A 20,080-nucleotide genomic window follows, 5' to 3' on the forward strand; every position below is an offset into this window, starting at 1 on the left:
TTTTGAAATGATAATTGTATCAAGAAGGCAACATGTTTTGTCATTCATTGTGGCTTTGGGATGACAGATCGTCGAAAAACGCATCATACAAATAAAGAAAAAAATCTATTCTTTGTGCGTATAATGAATCGATATTTTTCCCCCGTGGAAAACTGCTTTCTTTGCCTGGCGCGGAAGGGGACAGGAATGGTAACTCTCCAGAAACCAGAAACTCCTGTTTTGCTCTTCGGAAATCCCTGTCGTTATTCGGAGAAGGCAAGGCGCGGCCGATCGATATTTCAGAGTAACGAACTCGCCGCGTTATCCATGCGGTTCGGAAAAAAGAGGTTCTGCCAGGCGCGGATACGTGCTGCCATGACGCCCAGTTCGTTCCCCCCTTGCCCGGAACCGGTGACATGGCTCTCAGACAAATTCTCTGCTTCGGCGATTCTCTGACCTGGGGCTGGGTCCCTGTCCCGGAAGGCACGCCCACCACGCGCTATGCCGCAGAAAAACGCTGGCCCGGTGTGATGGGACGATGCCTCGGGCCGTCGTACCGTGTGATCGAGGAGGGGTTGAGCGCACGCACCACCTCCATTGCCGATCCCAATGACGCGCGTCTGGATGGTTCTGCCTATCTGCCGACCGCGCTGGCCAGTCACCTGCCACTCGATCTTGTAGTGGTCATGCTCGGCACAAACGACGCCAAGATCGCGTATGGACGCACCCCTCATGAGATCGCCCTCGGCATGGCCCGTCTGATCGGGCAGGTGAAGGCGAGTGGGGGCGGAGTCGGGACAGCCTATCCGGCGCCAAAAATGCTTGTCGTGGCGCCTCCACCCCTTGGTCCTATTCCTGGCCCCTGGCTTGCTGCCCAGTTTGCCGGAGCCGAGCCCAAAATGGCTGCACTCGCGGCACAGTATGAGGGGCTGGCCATCGCCAAAGGGGTGGGTTTCCTCGATGCAGGGCAGCATGTCACCACTGACGGGATCGATGGCGTTCATTTCACGCCAGAGAATAACGAGGCGCTTGGCAGCGCTGTCGCAGCGGCGGTGAGGGCCCTGCTGGATGGTGAACATAGCTGACCGGGCATTAACCCCGTTCACACTATGGTGATATTTGCGCCACAGTAAGATTGGGGAAAAGTAACGTTCGGATAACTTAAATTGCGAATGACTCGCACTAACGCTAAGCGTCTGCCGTTTTCTCACGGCAGGACGATTTTATGCGCGCGGATTTTACCCGTATGGGTCTGGCGATGTGTGTTTCCCTCACGGCTCTGATGAGCGGGAGCGCATGGGCACAGGAAAAACAGCAGGATGCGACAGTCCAACCCGATGAGGCCATCGCGTCGAAATCGGCCGTGCATCGCGCCACGTCGTCGGAAAAGGCGGCCAATGTCGAACACATGACGGTGCGCGGGCAAAAGGGGGCCACGATTGCTTCTTCGGCCACCAAATCAAACACGCCGCTGATCGAGACCGCGCAGTCAGTCACGGTGGTCACGCGTAACGAGATGGATATCCGTGGCGTTCTGACACTCAATCAGGCCATTCGCTACGCAGCCGGTATCACGCCTGACCTGCGCGGTGGCGTGGGGACGCGTTACGACCTCTTCCAGCTGCGCGGCTTTACCATTCCCGAGTTTCTCGACGGTCTTCGTCTGCAGGACAGCCCGACGGGCTATGCCATCGCCCAGATCGACACGTCCCGTCTCGAGCGGCTGGAAATTCTCAAGGGGCCAGCCTCGGCGCTTTATGGCCAGTCCAGCCCGGGTGGCCTTGTGGCGCTGCAAAGCAAGACGCCACTCGACAAGGCCTCCTATGGCTCGGTCAATGCGACGGGCGGCATGTTCGACCTTTATCGTGTCGATGCCGATATGGGTGGCTATGCGACCAAAGACGGGTCAATCCGCTATCGCGTTTACGGCACCGTCAACGGTCAGCATACACAGCTGACCCGCACAGGCAGCCGCCGTTTCTCGATCAGCCCGACCGTCAGTTTCGGCGGTAACGGCCCCGATACGCTGACCCTGATCGGCAATTACCAGTATGACCCCGAGGCAGGCACCTATGGCGGTGTGCCGCTGGAAGGCTCACTCAAGCCTGCGCCGTTTGGTGGCTATCTGCCGCGCAATTTCTATGATGGCGATGCGCGCTTCGAGAAGTTCAACCGCAAGCACGGTGCCTTCACCTATATCTACACCCATCGTTTCAATAACGACTGGAGCTTCTCGACACGCGGTCGCTATGACGATCTCAGCACGCAGTATCGCAGTGTCTATAATGCGGGTTACTGGGATGCAGATGGCATGTTGCCGCGCTATGGCTTCGGCACCACCGAGCACACACGCAACCTCGCCTTCGATAGCGGCTTCCACGGCAAGCTGCGCACGGGCCCGTTCGTCCATATGCTCATGGCCGGTTTCGACTATCAGCAACAATGGGCCAATGAGACAGCCGGGCAGAGCAACGCGCCTGATCTGAATGTCTTCGCGCCCAATTACGATATGGGGATCGACCCTCTCGAGACCTATGCGCGCTACAAGGTGGATTCCCACCAGATCGGCGCCTATGGACAGGACGAGATCCATTGGGGCGGGCTGATCCTGACGGGCAGCATTCGCAATGACTGGTTCCGCTCGCGCCAGATCGAGTATCTCTCGGACTCGAACTCGAAGCAGAGCCCGAGCCAGATCACCTGGCGTGCATCGGGGCTCTACCACTTCAAGTTCGGTCTGGCGCCCTATATCAGCTACGCCACCTCGTTCCAGCCGCAGACCGGCGTGGTGCTTGAAACGAGCGGTTCAACGCATCAGGCGAACCCGTCTATCGGCAAGCAGCTTGAAGGCGGTCTGAAATATCAGCTGCCCGGCACGCCAATCCTGCTGACGGCGGCGGGTTTTCACATCGAGCAGACCAACGTGCTCGTGTCGATTCCCAACTCGATCTACAACACCCAGCAGGGTCTTGTGCATTCCGATGGCTTCGAATTCGAGGCCCATATGGACAGCTGGCATAATCTGACCGTCGATGCCGCCGTCAGCGTGCAGCGCGTGCATGATGATTCCACCGGCAAGCCGCTCATCCAGTCCGGCCGCGGCAATGCCTCGCTGTTCGGCTTCTACACCGTGCCAGGCGGGCGTCTCAGGTCGCTCGGCTTTGGCGCAGGCATGCGCTACTCGGCGTCGGCCTATGGTGGCGAGGCCAGCTATGGCAGCGCCAATGTGCCGCAATATGCGCTGTTTGATGCATCGCTGCGTTACGATCTGGTCAATGTGTCCAGATCGCTCAAAGGCTGGACGGTGGGCGCCAATGTGCGCAACCTGTTTGACAAGAACTACGTGACCAACTGCCTTGCCTATGCAGCCTATGGCCAGGCCTTCTGCTATTACGGCGAACGCCGCAATGCTCAGGCGACGCTCGGTTTCGCCTGGTAAATGCCCGCAGCCGGAGGGAGGTTCTCCCTTCGGCGAGGTCTGGACCGGGCAGAATTTCCGACCGGTGCAATAACGAAAAGACCTCGGAGCGCAGACGCGTTCCGGGCTCTTTCTGTATCAGGCCAGACTCGCCAAGCAGGCGCTTCAGGGCAGGCGCGACAGGCGCTCTGTCAGTACCTGGTAGAACCCGTCTGAATCGACATCGCGCAGATAGAGCGCATTGGCGGGGCGTCCTGTGACGCTCCAGTAATCGACGACGGTCTGGCCGGCAGAGAGCGCGCTCTGGGTCTCGATTTCGACATTGACCAGACGGCCCTGAAACAGATCGGGGCGCAGCAGCCACATGATGGTGCAGGGGTCGTGCAGGGGCGCGCCGGGCCAGCCGTATTTTTCAAGGTCGAAGCGCTCGGAAAAACCGAGCATCCCGCCGACGCAGCGACCGGCTTCATTGCCAATGGCCCTGATACGGCCGAGGCGGGAAGGGGTGGTCAGAACCTGATGCGTTACATCGAGCGGCAGCATGACCACGGGCACACCCGAGCCGAGCACGATGGCGGCGGCCTCAGGGTCGACATAGGCGTTGAATTCGGCATTGGGGGTAATATTTCCCCCTTCGAAACAGGCACCGATCATGGAAACCACGCGGTTGATGCGTGGTGCGATATCAGGCGCTTTCTGCAACGCCGTCGCCAGATTGGTCATGGGCCCGAGCGTGACGATGGTCAGGCTGCCCTCAGGCTCGTGGCGTAAGGTCTCGATCAGGAATTCCACCGCATGGGGGGAATCGGCCTGTTTTGTCGGGCGTGGCAGATCGGCGCCATCAAGCCCGCTCTCGCCATGAACATGATCGGCCCGTACCGGAGGGCGCGACAGGGGCAGGTCACAGCCGCTGTGCAGCGGAATATCGGCGCGCCCGGCCAGTTCGAGAATGGCGGCGGCATTGCGCGTGGTATTGGCAATGCCGCTATTGCCGCCCACCGTCAGGATCGCCTCGACCGTGATGTCTTCGGGTGAGGCCAGCGCCAGCAGAATGGCGACGGCGTCGTCCTGACCGGGATCCGTGTCGATGATGATCCGTGTGGGCGTCATGGGTGTACTCCTTGCCTGTTGTCTCAGGCGTTGTCGCCCTCAGGGCCCTTGACCCAGGCTTCAACCTTGCCCGAAACCTTGATCGTCATTGGGTTGCCCTTGCGATCGAGCGTCTTGCCAACGGCCAGGCGCACCCAGCCTTCGCTGATGCAATATTCCTGCACATTGGTGCGCTCTTCGCCATTGAAGCGAATGCCGATTCCTTTTTCCAGCAGGGCCTCGTCGTAAAACGGGCTGCCCGGAGTGGCGCTCAGACGGTCTGGCATGGTGTCGCTCATGGGATATCCTCCGGTTTGGCGTGTGTTCCAGTTCTTGTGATGGGACATAACCCGAGTTCCGGCCTGCGCAAAGCGCCGGAACGCAAAACGGGCGCGAGGGGGAGACCCTCGCGCCCGTTTGGGGCCGTTTTGCGGCGCCGTGCGACGGAAATCCCGTCAGCCTAGCGTGGGCATGACGAAATCAGCACCCTGGCGGATGCCGGTTGGCCAGCGTGAGGTAACGGCCTTGTATTTCGTGAAGAAGCGCACGCCCTCGGCGCCATGCATGTGATGGTCGCCAAACAGCGATGCCTTCCATCCGCCGAAGGAATGGAACGCCATGGGCACCGGGATCGGCACGTTCACACCGACCATGCCTGCCTGCACCCGGTGCGTGAAGGCGCGGGCGCTGTCACCGTCACGGGTGAAGATGGCTGTGCCATTGCCGAATTCATGCTCATTGACCAGCGTAAGGGCGGTCTCGAAATCGGGCACGCGCACCACGGCCAGAACCGGGCCGAAGATTTCCTCGCGATAGATACGCATCTCCGGTGTCACATGATCGAACAGCGACCCGCCGATGAAGAAGCCATCGGGGTTCTGCGGTGATTTGAAATCGCGCCCGTCGACCAGAAGTGTTGCCCCTTCCTCTGCGCCGATCGTCACATAGGAAGCCACCTTCTCGCGATGCAGTTTCGTGACCAGAGGGCCCATTTCGGTTGCGTCTTCGGTGCCATTGCCGATCTTGAGCGCTTCGACCTTGGGGATCAGCTTCTCGATCAGGGCATCGGCGACGGGCCCGACGGCAACCGCCACGGAAATGGCCATGCAACGCTCACCGGCAGAGCCATAGGCAGCGCCCATCAATGCATCGACCGTCTTGTCGAGATCGCAATCGGGCATGATGACGGCGTGGTTCTTGGCGCCGCCGAGTGCCTGCACGCGCTTGCCATGAGCCACACCGGTCTCGTGGATATAGCGGGCGATGGGGGTCGAGCCGACAAAGCTGATTGCCTGCACGTCGGGGTGCTTGAGCAGCGCATCGACCACCAGCTTGTCGCCGTGAACAACCTGGAAGACACCGTCTGGCAGACCGGCCTGCTTGAGCAGATCGGCCAGTATCAGCGAGGCCGAGGGATCGCGCTCGGAGGGCTTGAGAATGAAGCAATTGCCGCAGGCGAGGGCCATCGGCGCCATCCAGAGCGGCACCATGACGGGAAAATTGAACGGGGTAATGCCGGCCACCACGCCCAGAGGCTGGCGCATCGACCAGGCATCGATCCCGCGCCCGACCTGCTCGGTGAATTCGCCCTTGAGCAGTTCAGGGGCGCCGGTTGCGAATTCCACCACCTCCATGCCGCGCGTGACCTCGCCGAGCGCATCCGACAGCACCTTGCCATGCTCGGCTGTGATGACTGCCGCCAGATCGCGCGCATGTTTCTCGATCAGGTCACGAAAGCGGAAAAGCACGCGGGCACGAGCGAGAGGCGTCGTCTGTGCCCAGCCAGGGAAGGCCGCCCTGGCAGCCGTAACGGCGTCATCGACATCCTTTACATCACCCAGGGCGAGCTGCGCCGTGACCTGACCCGTGGCCGGGTTGAACACATCGCCCCGCGCGCTGCCATGACCTTCGGTACGTGACCCGTTGATGTAATGCTGAATCAGACTGCTCATGAAACGTCTTCCTCTCCTCTGCGACCGCAATCGGCGTGGCGCGCTGGACCCGCGCCCGATGCGGGCCTTATAGCATCTGCCACCGGATGCGGTTCTCAACTCTCGCGCCGACGGGCACCCTCGCGGCACGGGAAATTAATATTCTCTTTCTCAATACATAAAAGAAAAATAATTCTATTTTTGGCAGGGTGCATTCACGTTCCTGTGAATCGCTCCGGGTCTTTCTGCATTGCAACCGGCCTCCGGTCACGGAGCGTATGGCCTGACCAGCCCATTGCCACAGGGCGTCATGCTCCGTCCGGCTAAGGGGCCGTGTTACAGAAAACGTCTGGCTGAGCCGGGGCGAACGAGGCAATACCCGTCATGATTTTGCCAGACCGTCAGGTCACCCTGCCGGTCGCTTCTCCCGAACCTCGCGTGTCACGCGGCGTTTGCCGTTTTCCTGTCGCCTGGTTTCCGCCCCTGAGATCGAAGAGGTCCGATGCGTTCTGTCTTTGCCATGATGGCTGTTTCCGCCCTGACCCTGACCGCCTGCGCCATGGATGCCGATGAAGACGCCGAATCGCGCTACGCTCCTGTGGCTGCCGGTCAGGCCATCAAGATGGAGCAGAAAAACGCGCCTATCCCTGGCACGGCCTATCGCATGGCCTATCGCAGCACCGATGCGCATAACCCGACCCATCTTGTTGCCGTTTCTGCCGAAGTCATGGTGCCACGCGGTACGCCGCCTGCCGGAGGGTGGCCCGTCATGGCCTGGGCTCATGGCACGAGCGGTATCGGTCTGACCTGCGCCCCGTCGATCATGGGGATCGGCGGCCCGCAGGCAAGTTTCTACGGAAGCTGGCTGCGGCGCGGCTATGCCGTGGTTGCGACCGATTATCCCGGTCTCGGCGAGCCGGGAGCGGCGCTGTATCTGAATGCGAAATCCGGGGGCATGGCTGTGCTGGATTCCGTGCGTGCGGCGCGGCGTCGCTTCCCGTCCCTGAGCGGTCATGTCGTGCTGCTGGGTCATGATCAGGGTGCGCAAGCCGTGCTGGCGGCTGCGGCTCTGGCGAAAAACTACGCGCCGAGCCTGCAGATCAAGGGAACGATTGCCCTCGGGGCGCCCTATTTCGATGGTGATTCCGGTCATATCCTGACCCAGGCGCATGGCGCGCGCCGCTTTGCGCCCGGTGTTGTCTATGGTCTTCTGCTGGGGGCGTCTCTTGGGGCGGCTGACACCTCATTCGATCCGTCGAGCGCCTTCAAGCCTCGCGCCCTGCCTCTGTATCGCAAGGCGAGTGAACTATGCCGTGGTGATTTTTTTGGTGCGGTCGAACATGCCGGTCTAACGCCTGACAATACGTTCCAGCCCGACGCCGAAAATGCCCTCGCCCCTGCCTTGCAGTGGGCACGCTATCCTTCGCTCAAGCTGGCTTCACCGGTCATGCTCGGTATCGCCACCAACGATACGCAGGTGCCCCCGGCCCAGCAGGAGAAGCTCAGCCAGGCGCTGTGCTCTGCCGGAACGCGCGTAAGCATCCACCATTACCGTGTCGAGCATTCTCCGCTTCTGAATGCCGCCGAAAGCGAGGCCCAGAATTTCGCTGATCGCAGCTTGCAGGGGGATGCGATCTCTTCGGATTGTCAGTGACGGGAAACGGGTTCAGGGCGTTGCCCTGAGCCTGTCAGAGATCGCGTGCCTTTTGGCAGAAGGATGCGCGATCTGCGTCTGGCGCAGGGCATGAGTCAGAATGCGCTGGCCAAGGTGCTGGGCGTCTCGCGTCAGACTATCAATGCGATCGAGAATGAGCGCTACGACCCGAGCCTGCCCCTGGCTTTCGCCGTAGCAGAGATTTTCGATCTAAGTATCGAAGCCATCTTCACCCCTTGATTCAAAGGGGATGAAAGGGGCGAGCCCCTTTCCGGGGAATGGGGCAGCACCCCATAAGCCTTCACTCCACGAAAACACTCGCGGGATAACCCTGTGCGAACAGATGGGCGCGCAGGGTCGAGTGATTGACCTGCATTTCGATCATCTGACGGACTTTCGGTTTCGCCTTGTAGGCGATGCCCAGACCGGCCACGGCGAGCATCGGCAGATCATTGGTGCCGTCTCCGGTGGTCAGGGCAGCAGAGGCCTTTACGCCACGCTCTTCGAGCAGACGCTGCAGGTGCTCTTCCTTGCTGTCGGGGCCCAGCACCGGGGCTGCGAGCTTGCCGGTGAAGACACCATTCTGAATGTCGAATTCGTTGCCGTAATGCTCGTCAAAGCCGCAGGCTTCAGCGACACGGCTCGTAAAGTAGGTAAAACCACCCGACACGAGCGCCGTGCGGGCATTATGGGCGCTCATGGTCTTCACCAGGGTCCGGGCACCGGGATTGAGTCGTGATTTCTGCCAGACTTCCTCCAGGCAGTCGGTCGATTTGCCTTCCAGAAGTGCGACACGTGTCCGCAGGGACTCCTCGAAATCCAGTTTCCCGTTCATGGTGTCGAGGGTGAGCTGGGCGACAGCATCACCTACTCCCAGCAGGGCTGCGACCTCATCGAGGCTTTCACCGTCGAGAATGGTGCTGTCCATATCGGCGACGAGCACAGCCTTGCGACGGCCGCGTGTCTTGACCAGCAGCGCATCGACCTTATGCCGCGCAAGCGTTGCGCGTATGGTGGCAATGGTTGGCGCGCCGGGAGCTGGCGTGGGGCACGGAATTTCGACGGCTTCGCCCGCCGAAAGCACGACGGGGTTCTTGCCCTTGACCATGTTCCGGGCGATGTCGATGGCATCTTTGGACAGGGTGCCCTGTGCAGGGTCGGCAACGAGAACGAGAACGTAAGGTAAGGTCATCTTGGCCCATCAGAGAAGAACGCTTGGGACAGTTAGACAAAATGGCTGACGCCCCGATCGCCCTTATTGTGGCGGGACCGACCTGTTCGGGCAAGTCGGCACTGGCGCTTGCGCTGGCCGAACGTGTCGGGGGCACGGTGATCAATGCCGATTCCATGCAGGTCTATGCCGATCTGCATGTGCTGACGGCACGCCCCGATGAGGCTGACGAAGCGCGCGTGCCGCATCGGCTTTACGGGGTCCTCGATGCCGCGCAGCCGGGCAGTGTTGCCTGGTGGCGCGAGACGGCGCTGAATGACATGCAGACGGCATGGGCACAGGGGCGGATGCCCATCCTGTGCGGTGGGACGGGCATGTATATGCGCGCACTGCTCGACGGTCTGGTGGAGGTTCCCGAACCGGGCGACGAGGCGCGTGAGGCGGCGCGTGCGCTCGTGGCCGAACAGGGGAGCGAGGCGGCACACGCAATCCTGATGCGCGACGATCCGCAAACGGCGCAGGGTCTGCGCCCGAGCGATGGCCAGCGTGTTGGAAGGGCGCTCGAAGTGCTGCGTGGCACAGGGCAGGGGCTTGCGTACTGGCGCAGTCAGCCAGGCCTGCCGCCAGCACCGTGCCGCTTTGTCTCTGTCAGGCTGGATCCACCGCGTGACATGCTGCGCGAGGCAATTGGCAAGCGGTTCTCGCACATGATCGATTCCGGAGCCCTCGATGAGGTCAAACGCCTTGTCGCACGGGGGCTTTCGCCCGCTTTGCCCGCCATGCGCGCCCATGGCGTTCCGGAATTGAGCGCCGCTCTTGCGGGAACGCTCACTCTGGACGAGGCTATCCGCCGCGCTGTCATCGTGACGGGGCAATATACGAGACGTCAGGCAACCTGGTTCAATCACCATGCGCTGGGCGCAGAGCAGGATTGCATGATTTCGTTGCAAAGATATGACGAGAGTACGCAATTTTCGAAAAGGGAATTCGAAAAAATAGCAACTTTCATTCAATCGGCCATTGACGAATCCTCACACCCGTCATAAACCCGCCCGCTCAATGAAAGGGGTGCGCTCACATGAACGCGTCAACACAGCAGACCGGAAAAACTTCGACAGCGCCGCTCAATGGTGCCGAGGTGCTCCTGCGCGTGCTTGTGGAGCAGGGCGTCGAGGTCATTTTCGGCTATCCCGGCGGCGCGGTGCTGCCCATCTATGATGCGCTGTTCAAGCAGGATCATATCCGCCATGTTCTGGTGCGCCATGAGCAGGCCGCCGTTCATGCGGCAGAGGCCTATGCGCGCTCGACCGGCAAGGTGGGCGTGGTGCTGGTCACCAGTGGCCCCGGTGCCACCAATGCCGTGACCGGTCTGGTCGATGCGCTGATGGATTCCATCCCGCTCATCTGCCTGTGCGGTCAGGTGCCAACGGCGCTGATCGGCAATGACGCGTTTCAGGAAGCCGATACGACCGGCATCACGCGTCCTGCCACCAAGCATAATTATCTGGTGCGTCGCGGTCAGGATCTGGCGCCGATCGTTCGTGAGGCCTTCGAGGTGGCCGCAGGTGGTCGCCCCGGCCCCGTTCTGATCGATCTGCCCAAGGACATCTCGGTCGGCAACGCGCCTCTGCCCGCGCCGGGCGAAGGGCGTCTGCATCGCCCGTATCGCCCCAATCTGGACGCCGATGGCGAGGCGATCCGCCAGACCATCGCCGCCATGAAGCGCGCCAAGCGTCCGCTTTTCTATACGGGTGGCGGCGTGATCAATGCCGGGCCCAAGGCTGCGGAAGGCCTGCGCGAGCTGGCACGCCGTACCAATTTCCCGGTGACTTCCACCCTGATGGGTCTGGGCGCTTTCCCGACCACCGACCGCCAGTTTCTGGGCATGCTGGGCATGCATGGCAGCTACGAGGCCAATCTGGCCACGCATGGCTGCGACCTGCTGATCGCGCTCGGCTCGCGTTTTGATGATCGTGTGACCGGGCGTGTGGATGCGTTCTCGCCCAACTCGTTCAAGGTTCACGCCGATATCGACCCTTCGCAGATCAACAAGATCATCCGCGTCGATGTGCCGCTGGTTGGTGATGTCGGCCGCACGATCGAGGCGCTTCTTGCTGCCTGGGATGGCGATGGTCAGGATCTGAGCCCCTGGTGGGCGCAGATCGAGGGCTGGCGCGCACTGGATTCCTTCGGCTTTGTGCAGGATCAGGCTCCGAGCGCCATCATCCGCCCGCAATATGCCATTCGCCGTCTTTATGAAGCCACGCAGGCTCTGGGTCGCGATACATTCGTGAGCACGGAAGTCGGCCAGCATCAGATGTGGGCGGCGCAGCACTTCCAGTTCGACAAGCCCAATCGCTGGCTGACCTCTGGCGGCCTCGGCACCATGGGCTACGGTCTGCCTGCGGCGGTCGGCGCCCAGGTGGCGCATCCCGATGCGCTGGTGATCGATATTGCCGGCGAGGCGTCGACGCTCATGAATATTCAGGAGCTCGGCACGATGGCGCAGTATCGCCTGCCGGTGAAGCTGTTCATCCTGAACAACCGCTATATGGGCATGGTGCGTCAGTGGCAGGAATTGCTGCATGGCTCGCGCTACTCACAATCCTATAGCGAGGCGTTGCCTGATTTCATCCGTCTGGCAGAAGCGTTTCACGGCAAGGGGCTGCGCGCCACCTGCGTGGGCGAGCTGGATGGCGTGATCGATGAAATGCTGCGTCATGACGGCCCGGTGGTGGCGGATATCTGTGTGGCGCAGGACGAGAACTGCTTCCCGATGATTCCGTCGGGCGCCCCGCATAACGAGATGCTGCTTGGCCCCGATCAGGAGTCCAATGCAGCCCGGATTACACAAGAAGGCATGATGCTGGTCTGATGGCACAGGATATCCAGAGAGCCGTCATTGCGGTTCTGATCGAAAACGAGAGCGGTGCCTTGGCCCGCGTCGTCGGTCTGTTTTCAGGACGTGGCTATAACATCGAGAGCCTTACCGTCTCTGCCATCGATGCCTCGCGCAATCTGTCGCGGATCACCATCGTGACGTCTGGCACAGAGATGGTCATTGCCCAGATCAAGGCCCAGCTTGCGCGCCTTATTCCTGTGCATGGCGTGCGTGACCTGACGGAATGCGGCCCGCATGTGGCGCGCGAGCTGGCCCTGATCAAGGTGGTCAGCAAGGGCGAGATGCGTACCGAGGGTATGCGTATTGCCCAGGCGTTTCGTGCCCACGCTGTCGATACGACGGCAGGGTCTTTCGTTTTTGAACTGACGGGAAGTGCCGAGAAAATCGATGCTTTCGTCGAATTGATGCAACCGCTTGGTCTTGCGGAAGTGTCCCGGACCGGAATCGCCGCTATAGGCCGTGGTACCGAAGTCTTTCAATCCATCGAGGAGTCTTTCTGATGCGCGTCTATTACGATCGTGACTGTGATCTGGGCCTGATCAAGGGCAAGAAGGTTGCCATCATCGGTTACGGCAGCCAGGGCCATGCCCATGCCAACAACCTGAAGGACAGCGGCGTGACCGATATGGTCATCGGCCTGCGTCCTGAGTCGTCGGCTGTTGCCAAGGCAGAAGGCGCTGGCTTCAAGGTCATGAACCCCGCTGACGCCGCTGCATGGGCCGATGTCGTGATGGTTCTGACGCCTGACGAAGGCCAGGGCGCGCTCTACAAGGACTCGCTGGAAAAGAACCTGAAGCAGGGTGCAGCGCTCGTTTTTGCTCATGGCCTGTCGATCCATTTCCGCATCATCGAAGCCCGCCCTGACCTGGACGTGTTCCTTGTTGCGCCGAAGGGCCCCGGCCACACCGTGCGTTCTGAATACCAGAAGGGTGGTGGCGTGCCGTCGCTCGTGGCGGTTGCCCAGAACGCAACGGGTCAGGCGCTTGAAATCGCCCTGTCCTACGCTTCGGCAAATGGTGGCGGCCGCGCTGGCATCATCGAGACCAGCTTCAAGGAAGAAGTCGAAACCGATCTGTTCGGCGAGCAGGCCGTGCTTTGCGGCGGTCTGGTCGAACTGATCCGCGCCGGTTTCGAGACGCTGGTCGAGGGTGGCTATGCTCCCGAAATGGCCTATTTCGAGTGCCTGCACGAAATGAAGCTGATCGTGGATCTGATCTACGAAGGCGGCATTGCGAACATGAACTACTCGATCTCGAACACGGCCGAATATGGTGAATATGTTACAGGCCCGCGCATCGTGACGGCAGAAACCAAGGCCGAGATGAAGCGCGTTCTGACCGATATTCAGGATGGCACCTTCGTGCGCAACTTCATTCTGGAAAACCAGTCGGGCGGCGTCGGCTTCAAGGCCATCCGCGCGCGCAACGACGTGCACCAGATCGAAAAGACCGGCGAAAAGCTGCGCGGCATGATGCCCTGGATTGCCAAGGGCAAGCTGGTCGACAAGGCCAAGAACTGATCTTTTGTCCCTTTCGGGATCGGAAATGAAAAGGCGGGGGCTTTGGTCCCCGCTTTTTTTATGCCTGGCGATGACGGAGTTTCTTCTAGAAGATCCGGCAGGCTGCCAGTGCCAATACGAGTGCAAGGATAAACCAGTGCCAAGAACACCCACCGAGATCTTTCTGATTGCGATGCTGGTGATCTATGCCTTGCCCTATCTCGTCTGGCGCCTGCTGCGTACCGATTTCTGGGCCCCTCTCGTGGTGGTGCAGATTATTGGCGGTATTCTGCTCGGCCCCGGCGTGCTGGGGGCGTTCTGCCCCGATTACTACAAGACCGTTTTCACGCCTGGCACGATCACGGCCCTGAACGGCATTGCCTGGTGGGCGGTCATGATGTTCGTCTGGGTTGCGGGTATCGAACTGGATATCCGCGAAGCATGGCGTCGTCGCGGCGAAACTGGGCTGACGGCAGGGCTTGCTCTGGCCGTCCCTCTTGTAACGGGCAGTCTGGCAGCGCTGGTGATGCTTCGTTATCCGGGGTGGAGGGGGGCGGCAGGGGCAAGCTGGCAGGTCGTTCTTGGTATCGGTATTGCCTGTGCCGTGACGGCTTTGCCGATCCTCGTCCTGTTTCTTGAGAAACTCTCCATTCTGCGGACGCCGTTCGGGCAGCGTATCCTGCGTTATGCCTCTCTGGACGATGTGGCCATCTGGGGCGTTCTGGCAGTCATTCTGCTCGACTGGGAGCGTATGGGGCGCCAGCTGGGCTTTCTGGTCCTTTTCGGTCTGGCCACCCTGGCGTTTCGCGTGCTCATGGCCCGCGTTGCAGAGCAGGATCGCTGGTATCTCGGCCTTGTCTGGCTTGCAGGCTGCGGTTTTGCGGCTGACTGGGCCGGGCTCCATTTCATGGTGGGTGCCTTCCTCTCGGGCGCGGTGCTCGATGCTGCCTGGTTCAGACAGGAAGACATGGACCGTTTCCGCCATTTCGTACTTTTGACAATCATGCCGGTTTTCTTCTTGTCAACCGGTCTGCGCACCGAGTGGACCATAGGCGGAGGAGCCGTCTTTGCCGCCGCCGCTTTGCTGTTATGCGCCTCGGTGGGCGGCAAGCTGATAGGTGTGCAGATTGCGGGCAGAGTTCTCGGCTGGCCCAAAGGCGACGCGGCCACGCTTGGCTGGCTGCTTCAGACAAAAGCCCTTATCATGATCATCTTCGCCAACGTGCTTCTCGATCGGCATATCATCACGAACAGTACCTTCACGGCACTGCTCCTCATGGCGCTCGGCAGCACAATGCTGACTATCCCCATGGTCTCTTCGCGTCTCTCTGCCTATGTGCGCGGTGACAGGGTGTAAGTCCGTGCGTACTTCATACGGGAGTTAATCGCGTAGGGGGCGGCTTCGGGTGGGGTATTCGAAGATCTCTCCCTGAACTGGCAGGTTGTGCGCAATAGCGACGTGAAACTTCGAAATCGACTGGCTCTTCATCCTGTCGTTAGTCAATGCACTATTGTCCCATATACGTTCATCAAATGGGCTGTTCACGCGTCGGTTCGCCTGAGGCAAGCATGTCAGGACAGGGGTAAGAACCCAGCTCGTACAATTCAGAGCCATTGCACAACTAGACAGTGGTCAGATGAATGGAGTCCAGTCCTGCTGCTGAGATTTTTCGATCTCGGTTAGCCAGTCGGATCTATATCGCTCCATAAGCGGAATATAGCCGCCAACTGCGGGTGCTCTGGTCTCTTCGGTGACGATCAGGCCGCTGATCGCAGGAAGATGTTGTTCAAATACCCATTCGGCCATGTTGGCCAGACCATTCAATTCGAGACTTCTTCCCCATGTTTCTGACCGTCTTGGGAGTCTGAGCTGCTCATGAACTTGCTTGTATCCGATGCAGTTTTTAACGATGTCTGCACGTCTGTCCACAATAGCACCTGGGAGGATCTCTTTGACGAGAAATCTCAGAAGCGCTCTTCCCTCGTGACTGAGTTCTGTTTTCATGGCGGTACCCTTCTTACGTGGAAATTGAAAATTAAGCGAGCATGTTTCTTATAATACACTCAAGGCATAGAAATATTTATTTGGAATTGGCGAAATTATGACTAATTTCGCGACAGGCGTGACTGAAGAAGCTATATGGTTCAAAGCCGTAATAAGCACAAAAATTTTACTATAAAATTAATATCCTATTCTTTTGGTGCGGCAATTATGAATTATACTCGACTGATATGTCATGGTTCTTGGTGCTGCGGAAGTTACTCGGATGTTCGATATAAGATTTGGAAGAAGGGCGATTTCGTATGACGAAGATGGCTATTTCGGATCCCTCTACATAGAAGAAAAAAGGGAAGGTTTCTTCTCCAATCTGAGCTTTTTCAGTAAAGAAAAATACGAAGAATCGTGGAGAAATTCGGCGAAAAGACTTTTGGAAACAGGGAAGTCTTATTTTCTGACCAATGTTTATCGACCGAGAAATGCCAATTTTATCAACTCATGGCCATGTCAGATATTGGAAAATAGAGTCTTCATACAGGAGAAACTTCTATTCAGGTGGCAGCATAGCATGAAACGAGCGATAAATTTCGATCTAGTGCTTGATGATATGGACTTCGTGAATGAAGATGGCGAAAGAATATCCACTTGGTCGACGAGCATAAACTCTGTTGAACAGTTTCTCGCACGACAAGCCTGATCAAGGATTCCCGGATCACGTCCGCCACTTCCACCCGGTATAAAAAGTGACTGGGACGTCGGTAATCAGTAAGTAAAAGAGTAAGCCGTAGATGACACTCATGGTCGCCGGTATCTGATGAATCCGTTTCAGGCATGCTGGCGTCGTTCAGTCACAGCGTAGCTGTTCCGTTAGCCTGAGGGTGATTATTTTTTCGAACTGGGGTGAAACCCGCTGGGCGAGAGCTTGCGAAGCGTAAGTTAGCGAAAGGGTGAGGGCGGACAAAACGCGAAGAGCGGATATCTTCCGGGCAGCGCGGGACATGTCTTCATTCTTTTTATCAGGGAAGATGCAAAAGACGAGAGTACACGTCCTTGTCGCATCGCATCGCCCGTGATTACGCGCGTCGGGGGCAGGAACGTCGTCAACCCCATCGGAGTGAGACCCTCATGCATGATCGCGCCAATATGCCTCTTCACGCTCGGGTTTGGCTTGGCTTGTCAATCGGCGTGTTGATCTCGATGTCGTGGCAGGGTCGTCCTGTTCAAGGTCAAAGTTGTGGCATAATCACCTGGAGAATGGGGCGTGGTCGTGCCGATGATGAGCGTGGAGCGTTGCCCCGCGCGCTACAATGACAGTCAGGCGCATGGCTGATGGGCGTCTGAATTAAGTTAATAATTGTGACTCTTGGGAGATTTCGAGGCCCGAAATCCTCGCAATTCACTGATGACAGGCTGTTGCGCACGCATGGTTCATAGCGTGCCCCTCATTTGGGAATCATCGTGGTCTGGGCTATAAAGCGGCCTCTTCATGACAGGATGGCGCCGCGTGCTTGCAGAAAAAGTGACGGATAGTTTGTTGGCAGCGCTCGACCGCCCTGACCTGCAAAGTCTTTCAGACCGTATCGTCTTCGATCTTTCGCCGCGCCTTCATCTGCCCTTCACGGTCTCTGCCGACACCATCGTTCTTGGCGCGATTGCTTTCGAGCGCCCTGATATGGCGCCAACCCTGCTGCGTTACGCGCTTGAATGGGGCTTCCTTCTTCAGGGTCTGCCCACGCATGATCGCCCCCTGGCGGCTATCGTCGCGGCGCGCGTGGCGGCGCTTTTCCATCAGCTCGATTGCGATACCCCGACATTGCCTGCCGGGCTGGAATGGCTGCATGATTTTGCAGCTGATCAGCCGCCTTCGGCGTCGCGTGTGACGGCGCTCTGGCCCAAGCTGACGCAGTTCTGTCCCGAGGCTTCCGTGTCGGTGGTCGAGCCCGCCCTGCTTCTGGCGCGGCTCAAGCCGCTTTGGTCGTGTCTGGCGCCGGCGGAATATCTGATGGCAGATGGCGGCGATGAAAGGCTGAGCATCGACCCGGAGACCGGTCTCAATCGCTATGGCTGTTCGCATCGCCCGCGCCCCTGGGCGGTTACGTTCTCATCTTCTACGGCGTCATCCCTCTCCGAGCGTGGCTATCTGGGGGCCGAGCGTGCCCGACGGGCTTTCCTGCTGGATGCGCTGCACGGTACCCCGGCACCGCGCGCGCGTGAAGTTTCCTGCCTTACGGTGAAAGACGGTCTGGCCGCGCTCTATGGTCTCGACTCACGGGATAATGTCGTTCTCGCTGCCTCAGGCACTGATTGCGAACTGGCGGTTCTGGCTGTCGGTCTGATGCGGGCCAGGGGGGCGGCGATTACCAATGTGCTGATCGCGCCCGATGAAACCGGCAGTGGCGTACCGCTTGCCGCGCAAGGGCGGCATTTCGCGGCGGAGACGGCGCTCGGTAACAGCGCTGACAAGGCCCGTCTTCTCGACGGTTTTCCCGAACAGACACGTCTGCTTGGTATCGCCATACGCAATCCTGATGGGTCGCCAAGAGAGACGAAGGCGCTCAATGACGAGGTGCGCGCCTGCGTCATGCGCGAGGTGGCCGAGGGGCGCCATGTCATTCTGCATCAGCTCGATATGTCCAAGACCGGGCTGGTCGGGCCGTGCCACGATTTGCTGGCGGAGCTGGCCGGTCTTTACCCCGATGAACTGACTTTCGTTGTCGATGCCTGTCAGGCGCGTCTCGCCCCCGAGCGCGTCGGCATGATGGTACGCAGCGGCATGATGGTCATGACGACCGGGTCGAAATTTCTGACAGGGCCGCCTTTCTGCGGTGCCGTGCTTCTGCCGCAGAGCCAGGTCGAGGCGCTGGCTGGCTTCTCTCTGCCCGAGGGGCTTTCGGCGTATTTCAATCGTTGCGACTGGCCGGCAACGCGCACGCCCGATCGTCTGGCCCGTGATGGCAATCTGGGCCTCTCCCTGCGCTGGCAGGCGGCGCTTGCCGAGAGTGAGGCATTCGGTGCTGTGCCACGAACACGCATCATCGAGACATTGAGACGTTTCGAGTTAACGGCACGCGATGTAATCGCGCGCCATGCGGCTCTGACCCTTTTGCCTGTGCCCTCTCTTGAGCGCGCGCGTATCGACGGTCAGGAAGTCTGGGATGTCGTGCCGACCGTCTTCTCCTTTCTCGTCAACGATCCGCAAGATGCGGAAAAGCCTTTGTCGCTCGAGCGCGCCCGCGCCCTGCATCGCTGGCTCAATGCCGATCTGTCGCCCTGGATTGCTGGTGAGAAGCTGGCGGAACTGCTCTGTCATCTGGGTCAGCCTGTGCCGGTGCCGCACCCCGCACTGGGCGGCGATAATGCCGGGGCGCTGCGTCTGTGTGCCGGGGCACGTCTGGTTTCAGGCGAGCCTTCTCATGCGGGTCTGACAGACCAGTCGCGCCTTGCTCGTGAATTTGCAGATATACGCCGCGCCTTTGCGAAAATATCGCTTATCCTTGCGCATTGGGATCGGCTTGAAGCCGCCGATCCGGTGCCACGTTATGCGCCTCATTCCCATTTCTCGCGAAAGTCTCTGGTATCATGACCCAGTCCCCAACGGCCTCTTCCTCTGAACCAAAGGCGCATGGTCATTTTCTGGATTCCATGCAGTTGCCTTCGGGCGTGACGCGCATCTGGCTGATCCGCCATGCCATTGTCGAGGCAACGGCACGGCTGCGCGTCTATGGTGCGCTCGACGTCGATCTCTGCTCCGAGCATCTGGCGTTGCAGGTGCCCTATTATACCGCTCTGGGTCAGAGATTACCTGCTGATGCGCAATGGGTTGTTTCGCCGCTCAAGCGTGCCCAGGACACGGCCAAGGCCATTTTCGCGGCGGGATATGGCACGCGCAACCTGACGATCGAGCCGCGCTTCACCGAGCAATCCATGGGTGAGTGGCATAATCTTCCCCATGAGGAACTCCCCCTGAAACTGCGTCAGACGGCTCATAATTTCTGGTCGCTTTCAGCCTCCGAGCAGCCTCCCGGTGGTGAGAGCATGCTTGATGTCTGTGCCCGCGTCGGCCACGCGCTGGATGAGCTGGCCGACCGAAGCGAGGGGCAGGACAGTGTGGTGGTAAGCCATGGCGGGGCCATTCGTGCGGCGATTTCGCATGCCCTGAGTGTCCATCCTGACACTGCCCTGCGCTTCTCGATTCAGAACCTGTCTCTCTCCATTCTGGAGCGGATCAATGGTGTCTGGCGTGTCGTGACAGTCAACGAACTTCCCGCGAGCGTCAGCCAGTCCTGAGTTCATGACAGGAGGGCGCTCTGATCGCCCTCATGCTGCCGGGATTATGACTTCTGGCCCTATTTTTCTTTTTTGTGCCGCAACAATACCGGAATTCATTTTCGTAATGATCGGGGGCGGCAGTAAATCCATGGCGATTCATGGTCCTGCGC

At 59.5% G+C, this 20,080-nt stretch carries 17 protein-coding genes; 12 read left to right on the forward strand and 5 right to left on the reverse strand.

Going from position 1 to position 20,080, the window contains the following annotated elements:
• The first annotated feature begins 395 nt into the window (after positions 1–395).
• Entirely contained in the window at positions 396–1,064 is a 669-nt protein-coding gene (locus IEV53_RS05310; RefSeq protein ID WP_188425738.1) for an SGNH/GDSL hydrolase family protein, read from the forward strand.
• Between the two features lie 140 nt (positions 1,065–1,204).
• Positions 1,205–3,418, forward strand: a complete 2,214-nt coding sequence (locus IEV53_RS05315; RefSeq protein ID WP_229719625.1) for a TonB-dependent siderophore receptor — start codon at positions 1,205–1,207, stop codon at positions 3,416–3,418.
• Between the two features lie 144 nt (positions 3,419–3,562).
• Here the strand turns inward: IEV53_RS05315 and IEV53_RS05320 are convergent, their stop codons facing one another.
• The 3 genes from IEV53_RS05320 to IEV53_RS05330 form a co-directional block, all read right to left on the reverse strand.
• Positions 3,563–4,507: a nucleoside hydrolase gene (locus tag IEV53_RS05320; protein WP_188425739.1), complete on the reverse strand. Its 945-nt coding sequence runs from the start codon at positions 4,505–4,507 to the stop codon at positions 3,563–3,565.
• A 23-nt stretch (positions 4,508–4,530) separates the two neighbouring features.
• Positions 4,531–4,785 carry a DUF3297 family protein gene (locus IEV53_RS05325; protein ID WP_188425740.1) on the reverse strand — a complete coding sequence of 85 codons (255 nt, stop codon included), beginning with the start codon at positions 4,783–4,785 and terminating at the stop codon, positions 4,531–4,533.
• Between the two features lie 156 nt (positions 4,786–4,941).
• The gene (locus IEV53_RS05330) at positions 4,942–6,438 is read right to left on the reverse strand and encodes a CoA-acylating methylmalonate-semialdehyde dehydrogenase (protein ID WP_188425741.1); all 1,497 of its coding nucleotides are present in this window, start codon (positions 6,436–6,438) and stop codon (positions 4,942–4,944) included.
• Between the two features lie 481 nt (positions 6,439–6,919).
• On the opposite strand from IEV53_RS05330, the gene IEV53_RS05335 reads away from it, so the two are divergent.
• Together IEV53_RS05335 and IEV53_RS05340 are read left to right on the forward strand one after the other, a co-directional pair.
• A complete protein-coding gene (locus tag IEV53_RS05335) occupies positions 6,920–8,071 on the forward strand; it encodes an alpha/beta fold hydrolase (RefSeq protein WP_188425742.1) in 1,152 nt (383 codons plus the stop codon).
• A gap of 63 nt (positions 8,072–8,134) precedes the next feature.
• Positions 8,135–8,311, forward strand: coding sequence for a helix-turn-helix transcriptional regulator (locus tag IEV53_RS05340; protein WP_188425743.1), 177 nt, complete (start codon positions 8,135–8,137; stop codon positions 8,309–8,311).
• A gap of 61 nt (positions 8,312–8,372) precedes the next feature.
• Here the strand turns inward: IEV53_RS05340 and serB are convergent, their stop codons facing one another.
• Complete coding sequence (gene serB, locus IEV53_RS05345) at positions 8,373–9,263, reverse strand: phosphoserine phosphatase SerB (protein ID WP_188425744.1); 891 nt, start codon at positions 9,261–9,263, stop codon at positions 8,373–8,375.
• A 23-nt stretch (positions 9,264–9,286) separates the two neighbouring features.
• On the opposite strand from serB, the gene miaA reads away from it, so the two are divergent.
• The 5 genes from miaA to IEV53_RS05370 all read left to right on the forward strand — a co-directional run bounded on the left by miaA (position 9,287) and on the right by IEV53_RS05370 (position 14,999).
• Positions 9,287–10,288, forward strand: coding sequence for a tRNA (adenosine(37)-N6)-dimethylallyltransferase MiaA (gene miaA, locus IEV53_RS05350; protein WP_371869836.1), 1,002 nt, complete (start codon positions 9,287–9,289; stop codon positions 10,286–10,288).
• Positions 10,289–10,320: 32 nt separating this feature from the next.
• Positions 10,321–12,117 carry a biosynthetic-type acetolactate synthase large subunit gene (gene ilvB, locus IEV53_RS05355; RefSeq protein WP_188425746.1) on the forward strand — a complete coding sequence of 599 codons (1,797 nt, stop codon included), beginning with the start codon at positions 10,321–10,323 and terminating at the stop codon, positions 12,115–12,117.
• Entirely contained in the window at positions 12,117–12,644 is a 528-nt protein-coding gene (gene ilvN, locus IEV53_RS05360; protein WP_127101603.1) for an acetolactate synthase small subunit, read from the forward strand. Before ilvB ends, ilvN begins: the two co-directional genes overlap by 1 nt.
• Positions 12,644–13,663, forward strand: a complete 1,020-nt coding sequence (gene ilvC / locus IEV53_RS05365) for a ketol-acid reductoisomerase (RefSeq protein WP_188425747.1) — start codon at positions 12,644–12,646, stop codon at positions 13,661–13,663. The genes ilvN and ilvC overlap by 1 nt, the downstream gene beginning before the upstream one ends.
• A 136-nt stretch (positions 13,664–13,799) precedes the next feature.
• Positions 13,800–14,999, forward strand: a complete 1,200-nt coding sequence (locus IEV53_RS05370) for a cation:proton antiporter (protein WP_229719630.1) — start codon at positions 13,800–13,802, stop codon at positions 14,997–14,999.
• Between the two features lie 276 nt (positions 15,000–15,275).
• On the opposite strand, the gene IEV53_RS05375 is transcribed toward IEV53_RS05370, so the two are convergent.
• Positions 15,276–15,647 (reverse strand): hypothetical protein, encoded by a 372-nt coding sequence (locus IEV53_RS05375; protein ID WP_188425749.1) that lies wholly within the window; start codon positions 15,645–15,647, stop codon positions 15,276–15,278.
• Between the two features lie 232 nt (positions 15,648–15,879).
• Here IEV53_RS05375 and IEV53_RS05380 point away from each other — a divergent pair, with 232 nt between their 5' ends.
• The 3 genes from IEV53_RS05380 to IEV53_RS05390 all read left to right on the forward strand — a co-directional run bounded on the left by IEV53_RS05380 (position 15,880) and on the right by IEV53_RS05390 (position 19,928).
• On the forward strand, positions 15,880–16,338 hold the full coding sequence (locus IEV53_RS05380; RefSeq protein ID WP_188425750.1) for a hypothetical protein: 459 nt from the start codon (positions 15,880–15,882) through the stop codon (positions 16,336–16,338).
• 789 nt (positions 16,339–17,127) lie between these two features.
• Positions 17,128–19,224 carry a hypothetical protein gene (locus tag IEV53_RS05385; protein ID WP_229719632.1) on the forward strand — a complete coding sequence of 699 codons (2,097 nt, stop codon included), beginning with the start codon at positions 17,128–17,130 and terminating at the stop codon, positions 19,222–19,224.
• Positions 19,221–19,928, forward strand: a complete 708-nt coding sequence (locus IEV53_RS05390; protein ID WP_188425752.1) for a histidine phosphatase family protein — start codon at positions 19,221–19,223, stop codon at positions 19,926–19,928. Before IEV53_RS05385 ends, IEV53_RS05390 begins: the two co-directional genes overlap by 4 nt.
• The last annotated feature ends 152 nt before the right edge of the window (positions 19,929–20,080 follow it).

Source organism: Asaia siamensis (genome assembly GCF_014635085.1).
In the GTDB taxonomy this organism is placed as follows: Bacteria; Pseudomonadota; Alphaproteobacteria; order Acetobacterales; family Acetobacteraceae; genus Asaia; species Asaia siamensis.